This is a genomic window from Microcoleus sp. AT9b-C3 (genome assembly GCF_036705485.1).
In the GTDB taxonomy this organism is placed as follows: Bacteria; Cyanobacteriota; Cyanobacteriia; order Cyanobacteriales; family Microcoleaceae; genus Microcoleus.
The window spans coordinates 33,637-57,154 of record NZ_JAUBUR010000031.1; the positions used below are offsets into that span (position 1 = coordinate 33,637).

Here is a 23,518-nt window from a genome sequence, read left to right on the forward strand (position 1 = left end):
GGCTAAAATGACATTTTCGTGCTATTTAAATCACTTCAAGGATTTTTTTGATTCTACCGATGTCGTTCAATATCTCCTGAGTATTATTGTATCTTTTTTTGGGATCTGGTTCTATTGCTTTCTCGATTATATTGGCAAACTCGTCTGAAACTCCCTTCGCATATTTACGCCAGTTTATTTTTTCTCTCTTCTCATTGTACATCGCCTTATCTCTGGGAAACTTACCCGTTAATAGAAATACAAAGCTTTTCCCCAAGGCAAAAATATCTGTCTGGGGTGTGCAATTATGTCTATTTTGTTCTGGGGCCGTATATCCATCTGCTTCATCGTCCTTACCCAATAAAAGCATAGCGCTATAAATCGTAATAGCATAAGCCTTATAGAACAAATTTATGCGGATAGCTGCGCCAAAATCAATCAACACGAACTGCCCGTTATCCTTCCGCATAATATTGTGTGGCTTGATATCCCGATGCAAATATTTTTGCTCGTGAACCACTTGTAAAATACTTGTAATTTTTTCCAACCATTCTAAACCCTGTTGGGCAGAAATTGGTTGATTTTTCTCCACCCACTCTTCTAAATTACAACCATCTATCTTTTCCATTACTATGCAGTGTAATCGTCCTCCTCCCTTCAGTTCGTATTGAAAATAGCTGTCACATTTAGGAATACCCGGATCATCGAAATGACTTAATACATTTACTTCTTGGCGGAACAATTGGATAGCTCTCCTATTTTTAACATGAATCTGATTGAGAACTTTTAAAACTTTGGTTGTTCCTCGGTCTTCTACTTCGTAAACGTTACCAAATCCCCGATTGATTCGGATTATGCTGGTGACTCGATAGCGATTTTGTAACATTAATTCACTGCCACAATGAGGACATTTTCGCCCTGCGTATTCCACTGGTTGATGTGAAGCAATGCAATTTGGATTGATACAAATAATCATTGTTAGTTGGCTAATGTCCTGATAGTTTTTACTTTGAGTTTCCTCAAACCTCCTGATATAAAGCTTCGTATTGCTTGAGGATTTCTGGGACGCTATAAGCGAGCATTTTTGCCCGCGCCTGCTTACCCATCTGTTTGGCATCTTCTGGATTATCCAAAATCCCTTCCATTGCTTTGGCCATTCCCTTGACATCTCCTAATTTAACTAACAAGCCATTTCCCTCTACTAATAAATCGCGGGTGCCCCGAATCTCTGTACCAATAACAGGAACTTCCATGCACAAAGATTCCATCACACAATTAGGAAGACCTTCTTGGTCGGAAGCAATCAGAGTAGCTACAGAGGCACGCATCAAAACGGGAATATCTCGTCGCAATCCCAAAAAATGCACTTGCTTTTGAATTCCCAACTCGGATGCGAGTTGCTGCATTTCCTGTAAAATTATGCCATTGCCGGCAAAAGCTAAGTGAACTTGAGGCCGTTCTAGTTGAGCTAATGCCTTTAAAATATCCCAAGGACGCTTGCGAGGAATAAATTCAGCCACTGATAAAAACAAAGAGTTTTCCGGTGCCAATCCCAACTCTTGACGTACTCGCATTATCTCAGCTTCAGAAATAGCATGGGGATTAAAGCGATCGATATTTAATCCAGTTCCGGGAATGTAATGGACTCGTTCGGCAGCAATCAAACCATAACGTTTTGCCGCTGCTTCATCTTGCCGATTAACCACTACTAGATAGTCCGTCCAAGGTCCTGCAATCTTTTCCAGTCCCAAAAATATCGCATTTTTATGCGGTGCCCCTCCTTCGTAGAAGTGAAAACCTTGGGCTGTGTAGATTACTTTTACTTTTCCCTGCTTTCTCCAATTATTGAGAGCGTAGCGGGTAACAAAAGCAGCTACAGGCGTAGAAACATTTACTAAGTCGTATTGCTCTTGCAAAAATGCCTGCCGAATTTGTGCGGGAGCAGTAATCAAATTTTTGGGTTCCAGGGGATTGCGCGACCATTCAACATCCCAAACGCGATCGAACAATTGTGAGTATTCTTTGCTAGTGGAAAGTTCTCTCGCCATTGCATCTACCTGCCAGCCTTGTCCGCGCAAGTGCTTGGTCAAAGGCAGAAAAAAGTCAAGGGTTTCCGGGATAGTAGTAACAATTAAAAGTTTCTTCATATTTTTTGTTTCTCTTTCAACCATCCTTCTGTTTGCTCTCGCACGTAGCGATAAAATATGAGCCGCTGCTGGCGGAGAACTTCATCGGTATACTCTTTGGCTTTCTCCAAGTTACGGGCAGACATCCGCGCCATGCGATCGGGATCTGTTACTACCTCCCGAATTTTACTCGCTAAGGCTGCTACATCACCGGGCGACACCATATCCTCATCAGGCAGTAATTCGGGAATGCCACCGACGGTAGAGCCAATACAAGGCAAAGCTCTTGCCATTGCTTCTACCATTGCTCTGGGCAAGCCTTCTTGGTATGAGGGGAGAATGAAAAGGTCGGCGCAATCGAACTGGGCACGTACTGCATCCCCAGATGGCAACTGACCAAGGAAAGAAACTCGCTTTCCCAAGCCCAATGCTTTGCCTTGTTCTTCCAGTTCTGCTCTGTATTGGCCATCGCCAACCATAATTAATTCAATATTGAGCCCCTCCTGCATACAGATGGCCACAGCTTCAATCAAAATATTGGGAGCTTTATATAGTTGGGCTAAGGAACCTACAAACAGGAGCGTAAAAATTCCTGTTTCCCCGCCGAGGGGACGGGGTGCAGCCACCAGCGAATCTTCTAAAATTTCTACATCCGATACACCAATCGATAAATTGGGGCAAGGATATCGTTTTTGTAAAGCTTCTTTGGTCACATAGGCAGCAGCACAGGCTTCTTGACATTCCCGCCGCAAACCTCTGGGAAACCACCAACGAAAAAGAGGGCGCAAGGGATGCGTGATAGAACCGGGCGCAAACACATCATAAGGGTCTGCCACAATTTCCACACCGTAAGGATGTCTTTCTTTACACAACCTCGGTTGGATGCAGGAAGCAATTTGGGAACTCAGCCGTAAAATCACCGCATCACCCGGGCTAACAGCATTTCTGACCACCTGTTTGACTTGTCGCGCCTTGCGGAGATACTGCCAAGCGCCGGTGTAGTATGGAATGGGGACAAAGGAAACTCCCTCGCCGTCTGCGCGTTGCCAATCTGAAGGCACGCTGGGTACATCGCGGGTACGGGCTACTACGCTGACGCGATCGAATACTTCTAAGTATCGCGTCCAAAAGGAATAGGGAAAGGTTGTTTGCGTCCACACCGTCCCATCGGGGGTGCGATCGAATCGATATTCAAGAGTTACAATAACTTTCATCTAAAACCTCATCTCTTGTAGCTCAGTCACTCCAACCATCGAATTAATATACACCCGATTCCCGGTTTATCCAGTACACTCTTCACCAATTGGTAAACCAGTTTCGACTCAATTGAGTCTACCAGGTCTCCGTGGAATATGCTGTATTTAGCCTTTCAGTCTATAAACTTGAACTTCCACTGGTTTAATTAAACCACTGAGTTTGCCGTTTTTGAAACTCATACTGCCCGGAGAATCTGTAAACATTGGGTTTGCTTGGATGATATTTTTAGGCAATTCAATTGTGACCTCAGAGTCGCGATCGAAAGAAGTATTAATAACAACTGCTAAAGCTTCTTTTCCGGACTGCAAAATTCCAGTCAATATGTTATTATCCCCAGATTTAAGGTTTTTCAAATTACCATTTAGTACGAAAGAATTAATTGCTTTTATTTCGGGCACTAAGTCTTTCATTTTTTCCCACAACTCAGGTTGGGCTGCGGGTAAATTCCAAACAGAGTCGTGATAAGTATAATAAATAATTCCCTTGGCACCAGCCAAAATTGCTTGATAAGTCATATTTCGCACTTCTTCAAAGGTTGGTGGCCGCGTACCTTGTTTGTATTTGGGATTTTCTGGTTCTTCTACTGCCCAATCGAATGTTTGTAAATTAGCATAAACTGCTTTATGACTAAATTTTTTTACATATTCTCTGGTAAACAAAACTTTACGATAAGCAATAGATAGTTCCCTTCCATTTCCAAAAATAAGCGGATATGCTTGCATGGCAATTATATCCGAACAATTTGTAAAATGTTCAATTTTTCTTGAGCCACCACTCACGTAGGTAACATGATTGGGAGCTATGGTTTTTGCCTGGTAGTGAGACGCTAAAACATCATTTGGAGTAAACTTACCTCTATCGACATCATCGGCTATACTCCAACCCAGCACGGCTGGTTTATTTTTAAATTGCTTGACTAAATTTACTAAACCAATCTTATTCTGCTCGGTTAAAACGTAAACACCGAGCCGCCCCGCTTCGTCGAGAAATTCGCCATAATCCTTGAGGTTTGTAGCCGAAGCGTGAATGGTGTTGAATCCAGCAGCCGCCATGTCCTTTAAAGCATCTATTCGCTCTTTAGCTGTTGTTCTCCATGAAACATGATAAAACCCAAACGGAAAGAAAGGTTTATTATTAACCATCGTAGTACCATCGGATCGGATCTCAACTTTAGTGTTTTGGTTGGTGGCGTGATTAAATATATTGCTGGCACTACAAGATAAGGGTGAATCGATAATACCCCAACCAATGAAACAAAAAATGATAGATATTATAAATAATCCCCCAAATAAAACTATTTTATAAAATTTGTATTGCTTTTTAAGCCAAATAATCATTTTTCATTTTCTCCCTTTTTGCTAATATCATTCTTCGAGGATTTGGCTGATTTTCCGCCAGTAGCATTTAAAGCTAGGGCACCAAAAAAGTAAATCCACCACATAGTATTAAGTTGCGGCCCTTTAAAGATAAAGAAATCAAAAAACATGGAAACTCCCGAAGCAAAGATTCCGCAGTTAAAAATGGGAAATTCTGCCCCCCAGAGATTGCCAAGCAAAAGTCTCCCCAAAATTCCCCACAAAAACAAAAAATAGAACAGCCCCGGGATTCCTAGTTCGACAATTAGTAAAAGAAAAGTTGAGTGCGGGTGGTACAATATTTGAGCATAGGGGTTCCAAACCAAATCGAAATACTGATCGGTCTCGCGAGCGCCCTCAACGTCTGGAATGTACCAAGGCCAATAAGAACCGTAACCGGAACCAAAAAAGTTAATACTATCATCTCTATTTTGAATGATTTGCAAAGATGCCGAATAGGTATTACCTCTTGTATCATCTTCTAAAGATTGCAGTCGATCGGTTTTGGCTTTAGAAAAAAATAGTAGCCCAGCTAGGGTTGTAATAACAAGCATTAATGAGAGCGCTATCATTGCCTGCTTCTTATTTTTTAGAAATAAAATTACTAGCAGGAAAAACAAGAAAAAAACTAACAAACCTGCCCGCGAACCCATGCCGAATAAAGTCAACATCAAAGAAAACAAAACACCTGCCTTAAGTATCCTATCTTTGGGGCTTTTAAGAATCTCTTGTAGGGAAAAAGCCAGAGCAGGTACGATCAGAAAATATCCGGTACTAGCTTCATACAAAGGGCCTTTAACTCGCTTGATTCCAAATTCGCTAGCAGTGTCATCACCTTCACCCCCCAACCCCAAAGATAAGAAAGAGGTGGCTGAGTAAAGCAAACTCACAGCGGCGATATATACTGTAAATGACCAAAGAAATTGATGTATGGCTTCGGGTGACCTTTTATTGATAACGTTATAGCCCAATAAAAATGCCGATGCAGCTACAATCAGAGTGTATAGCATTGGCAATAAATCACGATTGTGCAGACCGCTCCATTCGCAAGACAGAGCAGCGTAACCCAATAAAAAAATCATTACTAGCGGTAAGTAATAATGCCAACCTTTGGAGCAGTATTTGATAGGACGATTATTAATAGCTGGCACTAAGAGGTAGAAAAAAGCAACTGCTATATTGATGATATCTCTAAAGTTGATCGGGATAGATTCAATTTCCAGCCAGGGAACTTTAGTTGATGGTAAAAGCGACCACACAATCAAAGTGAACCAAAACGGCGCTCTGATCAGAAAGGGACTTAAACGATTGATATCAACGGCTCGTTGCCGAGAAGTTAGCTTCATAGACTTCTGCCAATTTTTTGAGACCGATCGCAATATTGAAAGGGCTATTTTCGACGCTAGCTAAGGCATCTGTTTGGTTAAAGCCCGATGTCGTATCTGGTGCTGCTAGAATGGTTTCTGCCCAGGTGGAGGGAGATTGTGACAAAGAAAGTCTTTGTACTAAAGGTTTTATAACATCTGCTTCTTCTGGTACTACATCTGAGAAAACACAGGGCAAACCTGCTGCTTGTGCCTCGATTAAGACCAAGCCCAAACCTTCGTAAAGGGATGGCAAGACAAATGTATCCATCGCCCCAAGCATCAATCGGGGTACATCCGATCGCAGTCCTGCAAAGATGACATATTTATCTAAGCCCATTTCGATCGCTTTCTGCTGAATCTGGGGACGCAGAGATCCATCACCCGCCAGTAAAAGTCGTAGATTTGGTTGTTTTTGGGCTATCGATGCTGCGATTTCCAGTAAAAATAAATGGTTCTTTTGTTCTTCAAATCTACCGACATGACCGATGACAAAGGCATCCGCAGGAATTCCTAATTCAGACCGAATATAGAAGCGATCGACGCCATCGCGAAATGGAGCGAGATCGACACCACAATAAAGAATCTGGCAACGGGGATCTCTTGCCCAATCCGAACCAAACAAGGAAACGGCTGCTAAACGACTAGCTGCCAAACCAATTGTTTTATAGCGGGCTATCCACCATTTCGTTAAAGCTATATATAAGCGCCGAGATAATCCGGCTTTGGTTTCCAGGGAAGAAGTATCGTTATGGCTGTGGGCAATGCGAATGGGCACGCCCGCCTGTTTTGCCAAGCGGAGAACATAACCGCTAAAGTTATGAACGTGACTGTGTACGATGTCGTAAGGGCCATATTCCCTGACAAGACGTTGGAAATTGCGATCGTACAATCTGGGTTGGAATGGATCGAGACAGGGAATAATCCGGCTGCCCAAGGCGCGAACTTCCTCATCGTAAGCGCAGGGTTCTGTTGTATGGACTAGAAAGTCCATTTGAAAGCGATCGCGATCGATGTTTCGCAAAACGTGCATCAGCCAAGTTTCAATTCCCCCTCGGTTCATGCCACCTACAACATGGAGTATTCGGATGGAAGGCTTATCAAATAACATCTTCTGCTGATTTTTTCCTAATGTTTTGCGATTTTGTTGATTGCATGAATAAGCACTGCCAAGCAACTGAGAATTTGGATAACAGATCCCAAGATCAGCGATATCGCTGCCCCCCGCAGTCCCTGAGTGGGAATTAACCACAGACAAATTAGGGCTGAACTAGCTGTCACCACCATAAACAAAGGCATTTGGACACGGAAGTACCGCGCTGCGGTTATACCGTAGCCCAGAAAGTATGATATGTAATTAATCCCCGCTGCTACCATCAGCCACACGAACACATCCACTTGCTGAGCATACTCAGGATCATAGAGAAGGGTGAGGATCTGTCGCCCAGCTACCACCGCCACCACCACACCTGCACTACCCAGCCCGATCGCAATTCCCACTAACTTGAGGAGCAAGGTGCTGAAACTTTTACTATTGCCTGCTGCGTAGTATTTCGCAAGTCGGGGACTGACTGACTGTGCCAGGGCACTAATCACCATTTGACCTGCCACTATTAGATAGGACAAGGCGCTGAAAATGCCCAGTTGATGTGCGCCTAAATAATGCTCGATAAAATAGCGAGGAATATTAATGTTTAGGGAGATCAGCATCATTACGAAACCTAGCGGCAGAGATAGCCATAGCAACTTGGTTAAGGTTTTGAGATGCCAGCGCCGTAGCAACTTATTTTTTGGTTGGGATATGGGGTTTTCATCTGTATTTGGCAACTGTTGAGGGGAATTCGAGAGTTTGTCCTCCTCCCCTTTTCTTTCCGTCTCGATTTCATCCGCAGGCGGGGCATTGAGCAACAATATACCGCTGGGGATGTCGTAGCTGACCAAAACGAAAGCCCAGGCAATCGCCAATCCCACCGAGCCTACGAAGACGCTGCCTGTCAGGTATAGTCCGGCACCTAACATTAACAGGGACAGGATGCCTCTGAGGATCAAGGACAGGGAAATGCGATCCATTCGTTCGTGGTGTTGGAGCAGCCCGTAAAATATATCGCTGATCGACTCGAATGCTTTGGCGAAAGCGAGCGCGACGACAACCAGCAATATATCCCAGCTATATCCAGAACTGATGGTAATTACGAAGATGATTAGAAATGCCAGCGCCGTGCCGATCAGCCGCAGACTCAGATAATCGTTAAACAAATACTCTTTTCTGGCATCTGTTGCCTGGATCGCTCGCAGTTGCAGATTTGTCAGCATGAATACAGGTGCTGTCACGGCAAGACCCAAGGTAAATTTACCCACCATTTCAGGGCGACCCAATTTAGCAAGCACCACCAACATCCCCCACTGGGAAGCCGCATAAACGAGATTGCCAATGAAAGTCCAGGAAAAATTTCCGCGCAATGTTAGTGGTTTGAGCTGTTGCATTACTAGCTAATTACCTGCTTGCTCATTGGTGAATTCCAAATCGTGTATTTCCCATTTCAAAGTTATTTACAAATGCCCCCTTAATTCTTAGCAGCCATACCCCTAATCAATTTGCCTACCGCCGCGCATTCTACAGGCTTCGAGAAAAAGTATCCCTGTCCGTAGACGCACTTCAGAGCTTTGAGCTCAGCTATTTGCCATCTCGTTTCAACTCCTGTGGCAATCATTCCCATACCTAATTCCTGAGTTATGGCAATAATTTTGTGAAGAATTTCTAAGTTCGGGTTACTAGCATCAAGCCCGCTGACTAAAGAGCAATCTAGCTTCAAACTGTCGAATTTCCCATACTTCAGTCGCGTCAATTGGTAGAGATGAGTTAATGATACATCACTGAGACCGCAGTGGTCTATTTGTACTTGCAACCCTAAACTTTTAAGTTGGACAAACACAGACCCAGCTAAATCTGGATTTTCCGTCACAACATATTCAGCAATTTCTAACCTCAAACTAGAAGCATCAAGATTTGTTTCCTTCAATATTTTTGCAATCGTCTCGATTAAGTCAGCGTGGAAAAACTGTTTGCTAGTCAGATTCACGCTGACTGTTAAAGGAGACTCAAGACCAAATTGCGACTGCCAAATCCGCATCTGGCTGCAAGCTTGTCGCAGCACCCACTCGCCAATAGGAAGAATCAAGCCCGTTTCTTCTGCCAGTGTTAGGAATTCGTCTGGCCAAAGCAAACCTCGATTTGGGTGCTGCCAGCGCAACAGCGCTTCAAAACCACTAATTTTATTGGTTTCCAGGCAGACGATCGGCTGATAGTAAATCCGAAACTCGTCATTGGCAAGAGCCACCCCCAAATCATTTTCTAACTGCACAGATGCTGCACTGCTAATCTTTGCCGGAGCCGTTGTTTCTGTGGCTGTATTTGCGTGCAAATTGGCTTTTGAATATCCTGGTACGTACTCAGGCACTAACTGCTGTAACATTGAGACTATTAAATGGGTATCATTGAGATCGCCTGCTTGACAAAGAGCTTCTACTTCCCGGTCAATATTTTCTTTCACTAGGCGGCTGGCATTGCCCAAACTGAGAATTTTTTCGTGTTTAGTGCGGTTGTATTTCTCGCCCGGAATAAAGAGTTCTTCAAACAATTTTTCTCCAGGTCGCAGCCCTGTAAACGCGATTTCAATGTCTTTACCCACTTCATATCCTGAGAGCCGAATCAAATCCTTTGCCAAATCAAAAATTCTGACTGGTTCTCCCATCTCAAGCATGAATACTTCCCCACCACTGCCGATGACTGCCGCCTGCAAAACCAGTTGAACAGCCTCGGGAATTGTCATGAAATAGCGAGTGATATCTGGATGAGTAATTGTGATCGGCCCGCCCTCAGCAATTTGTCGTTTGAAAGTAGGTACGACACTACCCCGGCTCCCCAGAACATTACCGAAACGAACCACTACAAAGGGGTTTTTACTTTTTTTGGCTGCTTGCAGCACCAGCATTTCGGCAACTCTTTTGCTAGCTCCCATAATGCTAGTTGGATTCACCGCTTTGTCGGTGGAAATCATCACAAATTGTTCCACATTGTATTTCAATGCCAGATCCAGCAGATTTTTCGTCCCCCGCACATTGTTAGTAATCGATTCCGGCGGGTTTAATTCCATCATGGGTACGTGTTTGTGAGCGGCCGCATGAAAAATGATGTCTGGTCTCACTGTTAGAAAAACGTACTCTAAGCGATCGCGAAAGCGAATATCGGCCATAAAGGCTGTCACGCGAGTAATATCTGTTGGGGTTTTGCTGGTTTTTTTGAGTTCTGACAGGACTTTTCCTAATTCTTGTTGAATATTGAATACAGAATTTTCTCCGTGTCCGACGATGATTATTTCTGCAGGAGCACACTTTAATATTTGCCGGCAAAGTTCGCTGCCGATCGAGCCGCCCGCACCGGTAATTAGAACTTTCTTGCCTCCTATCAATCCCAAGACTTTCTGGGTATCGGTTTGGATGGGGGCGCGGCGGAGCAAGTCCTCAATTTGTACTTCTCTGACGCTACCTAAACTGACGCGACCGTTGATGATTTCATTGAGGCCGGGGAGGGTGCTGGTTGGAATTCCAATTGACTGACAAATTTCTACGATCTCCCTAATCTCTTTTCCCGGAGCTGAGGGGATGGCAATCATCACTTTGCCGATATTTAGCGATCGAACTACTTCCGGAATGTTATAACGATTTCCGACTACAGTCAGTTTGCGAATCTGTTTGCTGATTTTTTGGGCGTCGTCGTCAATGAAAGCGATTGGAGAGAGTCCTACCTCCGGGCTCATTTGCATCGTTTGCATCAGAGATGTGCCTGCACTGCCCGCACCGACTATCAGGACGCGCTCGCGTTGCTGAACTTTCCACGATTTTTGGTTCCATCTTTCCAGGGCTGGAATGCTGAAACGAATCGCCGCCACTAACAAAAAGCTGATGATAGCGTCTAGTAGCGGCAGCGAGTGTGGCAGATTTGCGATCAGCGAATTATTTAGGTGGTAAGCTTCTTGGAACAAGATAATTTCCGCTGCTAGGGATATACCTATCAGCATCGTTATTTGTGCCATTTCTTCCAGACCCGCATACTGCCAGTAACGCTTGTAGAAGCCCCCCGCATAAAATACTGTAACCTTGACTGCTAAAAATAATATTGTAACTACCGCTAGGCTCTGTAAGTAGGGAGCCAGATTCCATATGCCATCTAAACGAATTTGCAGGGCCAATAACGGTGCGATCGCAAAACAAACTGCATCGATTATCAAAAAATGACGGGCTCTTAACCCTACCAACACTTTACTGAGTTTTTTTATGTTCTTATTCATCACACGCTTTCAGACAACAAGTTTACCGTAACTAGATCGAGTGCCTAATGTTGAGGTATTTTTTATACCGCTTTGCCCGCTGAAATTAACCACCCTTTTAATCGTCGACCCTCACTCAATTTATATTGTTAAGGAAATATTATCCAGAATATGTCCCAGGTCTTAATTTACTTTTGGAGAGGATTTGTTAGATTAAATTTTTAGATGCCACCTTATGGCTGACTATATCCGATCCTACTGGTTCGCTCGCTCATAACTTTATAATTCTTTACTTATTCTTAACCCAAATATACTTCGTTAGGGGGATGGCAAACTTAAAACCCTGACAGTGCTAGACTTAAGTCATGTGATGGATATGCTCAATTATGAGTTTAAAAGCCTAGGGCGTGTTTTCTGGCCTCGTTGTATCCTAGAAAATAGGCGAGATCCGGCAAGGAGTCTTGAGGAATCGAGGAGACTTAAGTACGGAACAGTGGGATTCGTTAAAACCGCTACCTTCACTGATCCCACCCAAAACTGGTAAGCCTGCGTCATAACCACCGACAGGTTGTGAATGGCATTCTGTGGATACTCAGAACCGGGGCTGTGTGCCAAGACCTGCCAGAAGGTTATAGTCAAGTGGGTGCATCGTGACGTTTTGATCGGTGGCAAAAAGCCGATATTTGGAAACCAGTGTTAGAAGGCCTACAAGCCGATGCGGACTAACTCCGAAAGCTAGACAGTCCGGTTCATTACGTCGATCGAACCCTGATTCTGCCCACCAACACGCTGCGGGTGAAAAAAAGGAGGCGAATCACAGGAGACACTAGGTCGTTATCGTGGTTGTTTTAGTAGCAAAATACACAGCCGTTGTGAGGGTAAAGGTAAACCCATAACTTTTCTTATGAGTCTCGGTCAACGTAACGAGTCAATTTTTTTAGAACAATTGATGGAACAAAGCGCAGTAAGCGCATTCTGGTGCAGGTCGTCCGCGTCAACTCCCTGAAAGAGTCGCAGGAGACAAAGGCGATCGCACGTCGTCGCATCCGTAGTTCTCTAAGTCGCGCCCGGTATCCGTTTTACCATCCCAGGACTTTCAAATGAACTACGTCGCCGTATTTTTAGCCGTGAAATCTACCGTCAACACAATATAGTTGAATGTGCTATCAACCGACTCCTGAAAAGGAGACGTATTGCTACCGGATAGGAGAAATTGGCTGCCAACTATACAGTCATGATTACGATCGCCTGCATTCTGTTGTGGTTATAGTTTAAAAACACGCCCTAGGGTGTTAGAGTTTACAAAAAATTATTTTTCGGGAGTAACTGATGGAATCAACTGAAAGTGGTATCGGATTTCAGGAATACTGGCAGATTTTGAAGCGCAGGTGGCTGCCAGCCTTAGCTGTATTCGCCTCGGTTGTTGCACTCACCACCTACAGCACGCTGAAGGAAAAAGCAGTTTATGAAGCAGAAGGAAAGCTGTTATTTAAGAAAACAACTCCTGGCTCTGCTTTAACAGAATTAGGAAAAGAAATCGGGCAGTTGACTCCGGCGGCGGAGCAAAGTAACCCTCTGACTACCGAGATCGAACTGATTCGTTCTATAGAAATCATCCAAAAAACCATCGATAGACTTCATTTGAAAGACGAAAAAAGTAATCATCTCAAAACAAAAGATTTTTTGAAAAACCTGACAGTATCTACTATCCGGGGAGCTGATATCCTAACGGTTTCATACAAACACCAAAACCCAAAAATAGCAGCCGATGTCGTAAAAGACCTGATGAATTTTTATATAGATAACAATCAAAAAGTTAATCGCTTAGAAGCTGTGTCTCTTCGACAGTTTATTGAAAAAAAACTGCCTAATTCAGACCAAGCTATGCGGAAAGCAGCGGCAGAATTGAGCAAGTTTAAAGAAGATAATAAAGTTGTAAATCTTGAAGAAGAAGCTAAATCAGCAGTGGCAGTTATGGCAGGACTCGAAAGTCAAATCGACCAAGCTAAGTCGGATTTGCTCCGAACCAGTGCTAAGTCTAAAGCATTTGAAGAGGAATTACAAATGAATCCCCAGCAAGCATTGACCGCCAGCACTCTCAGCCAATCTAGCACTGTGCAGGAAGCTCTCAAAGAATACAAACAAATAGAGCGGCAGTTAGCAATAGAGCAAAATCGCTACCTGGATAATTCGCCTATAATAACTAGGTTAGAAACTAAGAAAGCTACTATGAAAGCTTTACTAGACCAACAAATACAACAAGTGTTAGGCGGACAACAGCCGTTGCAAAATCCAAGTTTACAGATAGGAGAAGTGAAACCAAAACTGATAGAAGAATTTATCAAGGTAGATGTAGAACGCCAGGGTTTGGCTGAGCGAGTTACTATTTTATCCAATGCTCTAGCTGGCTACAAGCAGCGTGTAAAACTTTTGCCTAAGCTAGAGAAGGAAAAGCGGGAACTTGAAAGAAAACTCCAAGAAGCAGAAGCTGATTATCAGGAATTGCAAAAAAAACTCCAGGAAATTCGGATTACTGAAAATCAGCAAGTGGGGAATGCTCGGATTATCCAAAAGGCGAGTGTTCCGGAAGAACCCGTGCGTTCTCGCAAGTCTTTATTGCTGGTGTCGGGTGCTGTGTTGGGAACTCTGCTTGCTATAGCTGCGGCGCTGCTTTTAGAATCTCAAGATAAGTCCGTGAAAACTATTGAAGAGGCGAGGGAATTATTTGGGTTTACTTTGTTGGGGGTGATTCCTTTCCATAGAAAGCCTGAAAAAAATCCTCGGCGCAATTCCTGGCCCCTTAAGTCGGCTGCACAAGATTTAGAACAATCTCCCCGACAGATTGTGGTTAGAGATACTCCTCATACTTCGAGCAGTGCTGCTTATCGGATGCTTCAGGCAAATCTGAGGTTTCTGAGTTCGGATAAAGAGCTGAAAGTGATTGTTGTCAGTAGTTCGCTACCGCAAGAAGGCAAGTCTACTGTATCGGCTAATTTGGCTGTAGCTATAGCTCAATTAGGACGGAAGGTTTTACTGGTAGATGCGGATATGCACTGTCCTGTTCAACATCGGATTTGGGAACTTCCCAATCAAGTAGGTTTGAGCAACGTGATAGTCGGACAAGCTGGGTTTGGGGATGCGATCGCCCAAGTTATGGATAATTTAGATGTGCTCACTTGCGGGGTAATTCCGCCTAATCCAATGGCTCTGTTGGATTCACAGCGGATCACTTTATTGATTAAGCAATTTTCGGCTACTTATGATGCAGTGATTATTGATGCTCCTGCTTTGAATGTTGCTGCTGATGCTCTGATTCTGGGGAATAAAGCAGATGGGATTTTATTGGTTGTGCGACCTGGAGTTCTTAATTCTGGTACTGTGGCTTTTGCGAAGGAGCTATTGAAGAAATCAAGCCAGCACGTTCTGGGCTTAGTGGTGAATGGAGTAAGTCCTAAAAACGAACCGCACAGCCATTACTATTTTACCAATGAATCTTACGCTCAAGAGCAGAGTCCTGGTATCAATAAAATAACGAATAACCAGTAACCAATAACAACAGTCAACAGTTAACTGTTAGCTGTTGACTGTTGTTATTGGCAGCCGCACTCCGAAAGTCGAGCCGAGTCCTTCCCCAGGACTTTCGGCCCAGACACTGCCGCCGTGGAGCTCCACGAGATGGCGGACGATCGCCAATCCCAGTCCCAGGCCGCCGTAATTGCGCGTAGAAGTGCTGTCAGCTTGGCGGAAGCGATCGAAAACAAAGGGCAAAAACTCCTTGCTGATGCCAATTCCGTTATCCCTAACAACGATCGAAACAGAGTGCACCGGAGACGGCCCAGACAAAATGGCGCCACCCGCTGCTCCAGGTTCCCCATCCTCCCAGAGTGTGATTTCCACGCGACCCGACGGCGGCGTAAACTTAATAGCATTCGAGAGCAAATTCCACACCACCTGCTGCAAACGAGTAGCATCGCCCCTCACCAAGCTCACCCCTTCGGCACAAAAACTCACCAATTCAATTCCCCTAGCTTCAGCATCAGGGGTCAGCGCCTTCACCGCCGTTTCTACAATCCGCACCAAATCCACCGGGAACAGCTTCAAACACACTTTGCCGCTCACAATCCGGGAAACGTCCAGCAAATCCTCAATCATCTGAGTCTGCAACCGCGCGTTTCGCTCAATAGTCTCCAAACCCACAGCCGTTTTTTCGGCGCTCATCTGGCGCTGCCGCAGCATCTGGGCCCAGCCCAAAATCGCGTTCAGAGGCGTCCGCAACTCGTGAGAAAGCGTTCCCAAAAACTGGTCTTTAATCCGGTTGGCCTCCGCTGCTTCCCGGTAAAGCCGCGCATTGTCGATCGCCACCGCCGCATCCCGCGCCAAATCCTCCAGCAAAACCAAATCCTCCTGCCCGCAGCGGCGGCCCGACTCCCCGCACAGCAACGAAATCGCTCCCAGCGTCCGCCCGCGAGCGATTAGCGGCACGCAGATTGCCGACAGCACCTGGGATTGGGATCGCAGCACCAACTGCAGTTCCCTGTCGGGCACAACCGCCTCGATCACCCATTGCGGTATTTCTGGGTAGAGCTTCGACTCACCAGTCCGCAGCACCTTTGCTACTCCGTGCCGTCCCTGAGGGTCTAGCGGCATACGCCGATCAATTTGCCACAGCAGAGCGACTTTGCTCGGATCTGAGTGAGCAACTGCTTGCAAGCGGATCGAGCCGTCGGCATCGAGCAAATGCACACAGCACCAATCCCCCAGCGCCGGTACTGTTAAATCTGCCAAACCTTGCAGCGCCTTCTCGTAATCTAGGGAAGCCGACGACAGCAAAGCCAAAGCTTGAGCGCTAAAATATGCTGTTTGGGCCAATCGCTGGCGATCGTCAATATCGGTACAAGTCCCGAACCATTTGAGAATTTTCCCCTCAGCGTCCCGCACGGGCAATGCCCTGCCCAGATGCCAGCGGTAAGCTCCGTCAGATGCCCGTTTAAAGCGGTATTCCACCTCGTAAGTCTTCCCTGTCTCCACCGAGGTCTTCCAACTTTCTACAGCATCTTCCACGTCATCTGGATGTAGGGGTAGCTGCCACCCCCAGCCTTGAGTTTCCTCCAGCGTCAAGCCAGTATATTCAAACCAGCGCTGGTTGTAGTAGTCGAGCCAGCCGTCGGGTCTGGCAGTCCAAACTATTTGCGGGATAGCTTCAGCGAGGACGCGGTACAACTGTTCGCTGGCTTCGGCTTGGCGACGGGCGGCCTGTTCCCGCGCCAATGCCCAATTCCTCTGTTCTTCGGCCTCTTTGCGAGCGGTGATGTCGCTAATCACGCCGATCCACTTGCAGGGATTACCTTGTTTGTCAAGCACTGCTTTGCCTCGATCGATCCAGTGGAGCAAGCGGCCCCGCTGGCACTGAACGCGGTATTCCTGAAAAAATGGGGTGGCAGAACTGTCTGGCGCACTCAAATACCGATCGACCGCTGCCAAAACTCGATCGCGGTCGATCGGGTGCACAATACTGTTCCAAGCTGCTCTTGTCCTCGGAAATCCGCCTTTTGCGTACTCTAAATGTTCGTCTACGTGACCGAACCACAGCACGATCCCGGTTTCGATATTCCATTCATAAATTAAATCACTGGCACTTTCGGCAGCAATCCGAAACCGCTCTTCAGACTGTCGCAGCACTTCCAGAAATTTAAAGCGTTCCGTCACGTCCAAAACCAGAGACAGCACCGATACCAACTGTCCCGAATCGCTGTAAAAAGCCGAATTGTACCACTCGCAGTGTACCAACGAACCCCTCTTATTATAATTGCTGTTACGAACTACATTGCAGCGATTTTCTGGTTTCTTTAAACTATAAATTGCAGATTCTACCTCTGACAAATCGCCCTTAGAAATAAAGTTCCATTCGCTAAAATGCTTGCCTAAAACTTCTATTTTTTCCCACCCAAAAATCTTCTGTGCGGCCGGCGACCACCCGCTGAGACGAAAGTTTTTATCCCACTCAATCACCGCTAGGGGCGTATTTTCAAAATGAGAAGTGAGTTTTTGCAGAGCCTCCCGCAGGGAGGCTTCTACTTGCTTGCGCTTAGTAATATCGCCAAAAGAAATAGCAATGCCGTCGCCCAATTTAACGGTCATAATCCGAAACCAGCCGACGATGCCTTCGCTTTCGCTGTTGTAATAAATCTCGGTATCGAGGGGAATTCCTGTTTCTGTAACTTGGACGTAACTGTCGAACAAACCGCTATCTTTATGGCCTGGCAGCACTTGCAGCAATCGCTTGCCGATTAATTCCTCCGGGGTACTCTGCTGAATTTTTGCCGCAGCGGGATTGACGTATTCCCATTCAAAATCCACAATTGTGGATTCGTCGCGGATGCTGCGGAACACGTTAAAACCGTCTAGAGATAATTCCTGAAAAACGCGGAAGCGTTCTTCGCTTTCTTGCAGCTTGCCTACGGTGTCAAGCAGGAGATCCTCGACTCGCTCGCGCTGTGTTATTTCTGCAAGCAATTGCTGGTTAATTTGCTGGAGTTCGCTTGTGAGGGAGGGGACGGAATTTGTAATATCAGAGTCGGCTTGCAGTCGATCGACCTTTTGGGTTAAGAGCGCCGTATTTGCTGGTAAAGAGGCCGCCCCAGCCAAAGCCAACACTTGAGAAATCCAGGGTATCAGGGACGCTACAGCCCACCAAGAGATGATAGCCGTCAAGGCGGCGATCGAACTTGACAGCCCGTAGTTGGGATGCACCAGCATCCAAACTTGCATCAAGTGAGTTGTCCCGCCGCAGAAAAACAAGGCTCCCAATAGGAGAAACCTTTTGCTCAAAGGCACGTTCCGCTGCTTCCGGGCATAGTATGTCAGAAGTGCTGGAATTGAATAATAAGCCAAGGCAATTAACAAATCGCTGGCCGCGTGCAGTCCCATCAACTGGGGTTGCCACTGGCAACAGCTATCTGGCGGAATAAAATTGTGGTTAAATGACATAATCTTAATAAAGGGCAGCATTTCGGCTTTCCTGTGCGATCGATCCTAGTTGCACTTGTGTTGCTGACCCGCTAATTTCTAGTTTATACACAAAAAAACATAAAACAAAAGTGACTTTAGTCCGGGAAGCAAAGTTCACAGCAGGCTTTAACCGGCCTGCAATATTCGTACATTTATTGAGAGATTGAGGGATAGTGAGGTACTATAATTCCCAAGGAGGTACGAAATTCACTGCTATCTTTTGAAGTCACAACTTACGAAAAAACCGAGCTATTGAGCGCACTTGATGAAGGGATTACTAAAGTGCCGTTCATTGAAACGGTTTAGCTATAAGCTGGCAATATTCGAGAAATTCATCTTTATTGAATCTATTTTTTGATAAATTTGCAGATTCAGAAATCCCTTCAACATAGGAGAATAGACCTCTACTTGGAGGAGCAGAAATCCTGCCGGAGCAGATTGATGCTTGGAGCGTAGCATCCCCGCATCTCGCCCCGGAATCAAAACTAATCTGTACCTGTATCAAAGTCTACTAAATTCTGCTACTAAATCGGTTAATGTCACAGATTATATTCCAGTAAAATTTCTGAAACCATCTCGAATTAAACCTCCATGCGCTTAGAGCAGCTTCAAGCATTTCTTTCAGTTGCTGAAACTGGTAGCTTTCAGCAAGCGGCCCGGAAGTGTGGCGTTACCCAATCGACTATTAGCCGCCAAGTGCAGGGATTAGAAGCGGAAGTGGGTTTGTCGCTGTTTCACCGCACGGCCCACGCAAAACTGACTGTGGGAGGGGAATGTCTGCTGCCTCACGCTCGCAAAATCTGTCAGACTTGGCGAAATGCTGCTGAAGAATTGGGAGACTTACGGGCGGGAAAACAGCCGGAACTTTGCGTGGCTGCGATTCATTCGGTTTGCGCTGCTTATTTGCCACCTGTGCTGCAAAAGTTTTGCCGCGACTATCCAGACGTGCAGTTGCGGGTGACTTCCCTCGGCAGCGATCGAGCTCTGAAAGTCCTCAAAGACGGTTTGGTGGACATAGCGGTGGTGATGAACAACCGCCATTTTACTCAAGCCCCGGAAATGTTGGTTGAGGTGCTCTACAATGAGCCGATCGAGGTGTTGATGGCGGCGGGTCATCCCCTGGCCCAGTACGATCGAGTACCTTGGCCGGAATTGGTTTGTTACCCGCAAGTGGTGTTTAAGGACGGGTACGGAATGCAGCGGATGGTGCAAGAACAATTTGGACGCATCGGTGCTAAACTTCATGCTGTTTTGGAACTCAACACTCTTGATGCTTTTCGGGGTGTGGTGCGACAGGGAGAATTGATTGCTTTGCTGCCGCATTCAGCTTTGCTGGAGGCGAAAACCGATCGCACTTTAGCAGTGCGGTCGATCGCCCAAGAGCGGTCAAATTCCAAGGTTTCGACGATCGGCCAATCGGCGATCGATCCGACTTGGACTCGCGAAGTGGTGTTGGTGACAACTCACGATCGAATGCAAATTCCGCCGATCGCCCATTTCTGGAATCTGGTACGCGAATTTGTGCCGCCTTTTGATGTAATCAAGCTAGAAAAATCAGGGAGTTAATACCATTTTAGATTTTAGATTTTAGATTTTAGATTGGGAATGACTGATGAAAGAAGGGTTTGGACATTTCCAACAATTGCCTTATTTTTGGCAACTGGTATAATTCGATAATTTTGAATAGATAGTTCGGAAAATTAAATTTAAAAAGGTTCAAATACTACCAATTACCCCTTACCAATTACCAACTTCAAAAGTTATGAGTGACGCATTTAGAGAATTGCTGCGAAAAATTGGCAGCGGAGTACACACAGGAGAAAACTTAACTCGCTCCGAAGCAGCAGCAGCAACGCGGATGATGCTGCTGGGGGAAGCAACACCAGCTCAAATCGGAGCTTTTATGATTTCCCACCGCATTAAACGGCCCACCGGCGAAGAATTAGCCGGAATGCTCGATGCTTATGAAGAATTGGGCCCTATGCTTGCCCCCCCAAACCGAGAAAAAGGTTTTTCCGTCTCTACCGTCGCCGTGTTTGGCGTTGCTTACGACGGGCGATCGCGCACGGCTCCAATTAGCCCTTTAACCGCCCTAATTTTAGCCACTAGGGGCGTCCCAACCCTCATGCACGGGGGGGATACCATGCCAACCAAGGAAGGCATTCCCCTGATTGAAATTTGGCGCGGTTTGGGAGTTGACTGGAGAAAACTGAGTTTAGAAAAAGTCCAGCAAGTTTTTGACAGTACGGGTTTAGGTTTTGTTTACCTTCCCCAACATTTTCCTCAAGCCGCCGCTTTAGTTCCCTACCGCCGTGAAATTGGTAAACGGCCACCTTTTTCGACAATGGAGTTGATGTGGTGTCCCTGTGCCGGCGACGTTAACGTCATCTCCGGCTACGTCCACCCGCCCACAGAAGGTATGTTTCAAAAAGCCTTTGAGTTGCGGGGAATCAAAAATTATACCACAGTCAAAGGATTGGAAGGAAGCTGCGATTTGCCGCGCGATCGTACTGCAATTATCGGCATTGCTAAGCCGGACGCTGAGTTTGAGCGAGTGCTTTTAGCTCACGGAGATTACGGTTTTAGCAACACAAATCCTGCCTTTGAATCAGCCTCTGAGTTATTTAAACAAATGCAGGAAGTGTTGTTGGGAAAACCCTCGGAATTGATGCAGTCCGCTATCTGGAACGGCGGCTTTTATCTGTGGCGCAGCGGAGTTTGTTTGGATATGAACTCGGGTTTGATTGAGGCCGAAACTTTATTAAGTAGCGGTAAAGTCGTGCAAAAACTGGAGGAAGTTAGCCAAGCCGTTAGTGTTTTGAGTTAAGAATGACTACTGACAGTTGACCGTTGACCGTTAACTACTGACTACTGACTACTAGACATCTCCAATAATTATTGTGGAACAGGCATCTTGCCTGTTCAAAACAGACAGTTCGATGACTACTGACTAATGACTAATCATAAAATTGCTGTAATTGTGCTGGCAGGCGGTCAAAGTTCGCGGATGGGTAGAGATAAAGCTCTACTGGAAATAGAGGGCAAATCCCTATTGCAGCGCGCGTTGGAAGTTGCCGCAGTTGTAACCCCCGAAGTTTATGTGCTGACTGCTTGGCCCGATCGCTATCGATCGACCTTAACCCAAACATCCCAATTTCTGGTAGAGTACAATCCCGGTTCCGGGCCCTTGGTTGCATTGACTCAGGGATTAGCAGAAATTGCCGCCGAGTGGATTTTACTGTTAGCTTGCGATTTGCCTTTGTTGGATGCCCAGGTTATTCAGAATTGGGCAAGTCAGTTAATAGAATTTCCCCCATCAACTTTAGCAGTTGTGCCTTATCAAAATTCGCGCTGGGAGCCTTTGTGTGGCTTCTACCGCCAACAATCTCTGCCCAGTTTGCAAAGTTTTATTGACAAAGGCGGGCGTTCCTTTCAAGTGTGGTTAAATCAAATCCCCGCAATCCCTCTACCTGTAGGGGAACGAGAAGCAGTAATGTTATCGAATTGCAATACATTAGAAGAGTTTGAGCAATTAAAAGGTAAAATGAGTAATACCAATTTTTTATGAGGTTGCATAGAATCCAATCCCCCCTAGCCCCCCTTATTAAGGGGGGGACAAGATTCTTCTCAAAGTCCCCCTTGTTAAGGGGGATGCGAGGGGGATCGAGTTATGTGCAACTTCACATTAAATTGGTATAACGGTTGACAGTTGACTGACTAATGACTAATGACTAATGACTGTTGGCTGTTGACTGTTGACTAATGATTAATTACTAATTACTAATGATTAACCAATATTGGTTGCTCGATCGCGATATAACTTTTCTCAATCACGGCTCTTTTGGGGCTTGTCCGATTCCCGTACTGGAAGCGCAAACCATTTTTCGAGAACAACTGGAAAGAGAACCATTGCGCTTTTTACTGCGGGAATTTGAACCCTTGTTGGATAATGCAAGAAATCAGTTAGCCGCATTTATCGGTGCGGCTGAGGATGACTTGGCGTTTGTGCCGAATGCGACGACGGGAGTAAATGCAGTTTTGCGATCGCTCTCTTTTGCTCCGGGCGACGAATTGCTAACTACAAATCAGGAATACAACGCTTGTCGCAACACACTTAATTTTGTAGCCGAGCGTACAGGCGCTAAAGTAATAGTAGCAGAAGTCCCCTTTCCAATTGAGTCACCCGACCAAATTATTGAAGCAATAATTAAGTGCATTTCACCGCAAACAAAGTTAGCCTTATTAGACCACGTTGTCAGCCAAACAGGCTTAATATTTCCCATCAAACAGTTAGTCGGCGAGTTAGCTAACCGTGGCGTCGATGTATTAGTAGACGGAGCTCACGCGCCGGGAATGGTAGCACTGAATTTAGATGAAATTGGCGCGGCTTACTATACTGGAAATTGCCACAAATGGCTGTGCGCGCCGAAAGGGGCGGGCTTTTTATACGTGCGACGCGACAAGCAAAATGCCATTCGCCCAACTACTATCAGTCACGGTGCTAACTCGCCCCGCGCTGATAAATCGCGCTTTCAATTAGAATTTGATTGGATGGGAACTGTCGATCCCAGTCCCTATTTGTGCGTGCCTGTAGCTATTGATTTTATGGGTTCTTTGTTGAGCGGCGGCTGGCCGGAATTGAGGGCAAAAAATCATGCTTTAGCATTGGCGGGGAGAAAAATATTGGCGGACAAATTAGGTTTGCCACTGCCTTGTCCTGATGAAATGGTTGGTTCAATGGCTGTTGTACCACTGGCAGACTCCCAGTCTGATGTAGTTGCAAAGGGAGGAATTCCACCTTTGCAAGAGGCGCTATGGGAGATTTTTAAAATTGAAGTTCCGGTGATTCCTTGGCCGGATGCTAGTAAGCAGTTGGTGAGGATTTCGGCTCAGTTGTACAATACTTTGCCACAGTATCAATATTTAGCTAAGGCGCTGGTTGAGCTGACGAAAATTTGAGCTGAATCTTCCCGAAAACAAACATCACACACACCCAGCTACAAACAGTTATAGGTTTGTAGTTGGGGATAGGTTCTCATAGTTGGGATGAATACAGACTATTTGTCCTTACTATAAACGTAGTAAAGGTTATAAAAACAGAG

The 23,518-nt window shown here is 45.6% G+C and carries 14 protein-coding genes; 5 read left to right on the plus strand and 9 right to left on the minus strand.

From position 1 onward, the window contains the following. Positions 1-25 precede the first annotated feature (25 nt). The 8 genes from QUB77_RS23780 to QUB77_RS23815 form a co-directional block, all read right to left on the minus strand. Positions 26-865 (minus strand): serine/threonine-protein kinase, encoded by an 840-nt coding sequence (locus QUB77_RS23780; protein WP_333177901.1) that lies wholly within the window; start codon positions 863-865, stop codon positions 26-28. Positions 866-998: 133 nt separating this feature from the next. Beyond that, entirely contained in the window at positions 999-2,126 is a 1,128-nt protein-coding gene (locus QUB77_RS23785; protein ID WP_333177898.1) for a glycosyltransferase, read from the minus strand. After that, positions 2,123-3,319, minus strand: coding sequence for a glycosyltransferase family 4 protein (locus tag QUB77_RS23790; protein ID WP_333177895.1), 1,197 nt, complete (start codon positions 3,317-3,319; stop codon positions 2,123-2,125). The genes QUB77_RS23785 and QUB77_RS23790 overlap by 4 nt, the downstream gene beginning before the upstream one ends. A gap of 147 nt (positions 3,320-3,466) precedes the next feature. Next, the gene (locus tag QUB77_RS23795; protein ID WP_333177892.1) at positions 3,467-4,699 is read right to left on the minus strand and encodes a hypothetical protein; all 1,233 of its coding nucleotides are present in this window, start codon (positions 4,697-4,699) and stop codon (positions 3,467-3,469) included. Beyond that, the gene (locus QUB77_RS23800; RefSeq protein ID WP_333177888.1) at positions 4,696-6,063 is read right to left on the minus strand and encodes an O-antigen ligase family protein; all 1,368 of its coding nucleotides are present in this window, start codon (positions 6,061-6,063) and stop codon (positions 4,696-4,698) included. The genes QUB77_RS23795 and QUB77_RS23800 overlap by 4 nt, the downstream gene beginning before the upstream one ends. Then, positions 6,032-7,192 (minus strand): glycosyltransferase family 1 protein, encoded by a 1,161-nt coding sequence (locus QUB77_RS23805; protein WP_333177886.1) that lies wholly within the window; start codon positions 7,190-7,192, stop codon positions 6,032-6,034. The genes QUB77_RS23800 and QUB77_RS23805 overlap by 32 nt, the downstream gene beginning before the upstream one ends. Positions 7,193-7,209: 17 nt before the next feature. Beyond that, positions 7,210-8,565, minus strand: a complete 1,356-nt coding sequence (locus tag QUB77_RS23810; protein ID WP_333177883.1) for a hypothetical protein — start codon at positions 8,563-8,565, stop codon at positions 7,210-7,212. A gap of 80 nt (positions 8,566-8,645) precedes the next feature. Beyond that, positions 8,646-11,429, minus strand: a complete 2,784-nt coding sequence (locus QUB77_RS23815; RefSeq protein ID WP_333177881.1) for a polysaccharide biosynthesis protein — start codon at positions 11,427-11,429, stop codon at positions 8,646-8,648. A gap of 1,308 nt (positions 11,430-12,737) precedes the next feature. Here QUB77_RS23815 and QUB77_RS23820 point away from each other — a divergent pair. After that, positions 12,738-14,954, plus strand: coding sequence for a polysaccharide biosynthesis tyrosine autokinase (locus QUB77_RS23820; RefSeq protein WP_333177878.1), 2,217 nt, complete (start codon positions 12,738-12,740; stop codon positions 14,952-14,954). Between the two features lie 27 nt (positions 14,955-14,981). Here the strand turns inward: QUB77_RS23820 and QUB77_RS23825 are convergent, their stop codons facing one another. After that, positions 14,982-18,416 carry a PAS domain S-box protein gene (locus QUB77_RS23825; protein WP_333296098.1) on the minus strand — a complete coding sequence of 1,145 codons (3,435 nt, stop codon included), beginning with the start codon at positions 18,414-18,416 and terminating at the stop codon, positions 14,982-14,984. Between the two features lie 591 nt (positions 18,417-19,007). Between QUB77_RS23825 and QUB77_RS23830 the strand changes: the two genes are divergently transcribed. The 4 genes from QUB77_RS23830 to QUB77_RS23845 all read left to right on the plus strand — a co-directional run bounded on the left by QUB77_RS23830 (position 19,008) and on the right by QUB77_RS23845 (position 23,375). Then, positions 19,008-19,982, plus strand: a complete 975-nt coding sequence (locus QUB77_RS23830; RefSeq protein ID WP_333177873.1) for a LysR family transcriptional regulator — start codon at positions 19,008-19,010, stop codon at positions 19,980-19,982. Between the two features lie 196 nt (positions 19,983-20,178). After that, the gene (locus QUB77_RS23835; protein WP_333177870.1) at positions 20,179-21,243 is read left to right on the plus strand and encodes an anthranilate phosphoribosyltransferase family protein; all 1,065 of its coding nucleotides are present in this window, start codon (positions 20,179-20,181) and stop codon (positions 21,241-21,243) included. A gap of 126 nt (positions 21,244-21,369) precedes the next feature. Beyond that, on the plus strand, positions 21,370-21,984 hold the full coding sequence (locus QUB77_RS23840) for a molybdenum cofactor guanylyltransferase (protein ID WP_333177868.1): 615 nt from the start codon (positions 21,370-21,372) through the stop codon (positions 21,982-21,984). A gap of 215 nt (positions 21,985-22,199) precedes the next feature. Further along, positions 22,200-23,375, plus strand: coding sequence for an aminotransferase class V-fold PLP-dependent enzyme (locus QUB77_RS23845; RefSeq protein WP_333177865.1), 1,176 nt, complete (start codon positions 22,200-22,202; stop codon positions 23,373-23,375). Positions 23,376-23,518 lie beyond the last annotated feature (143 nt).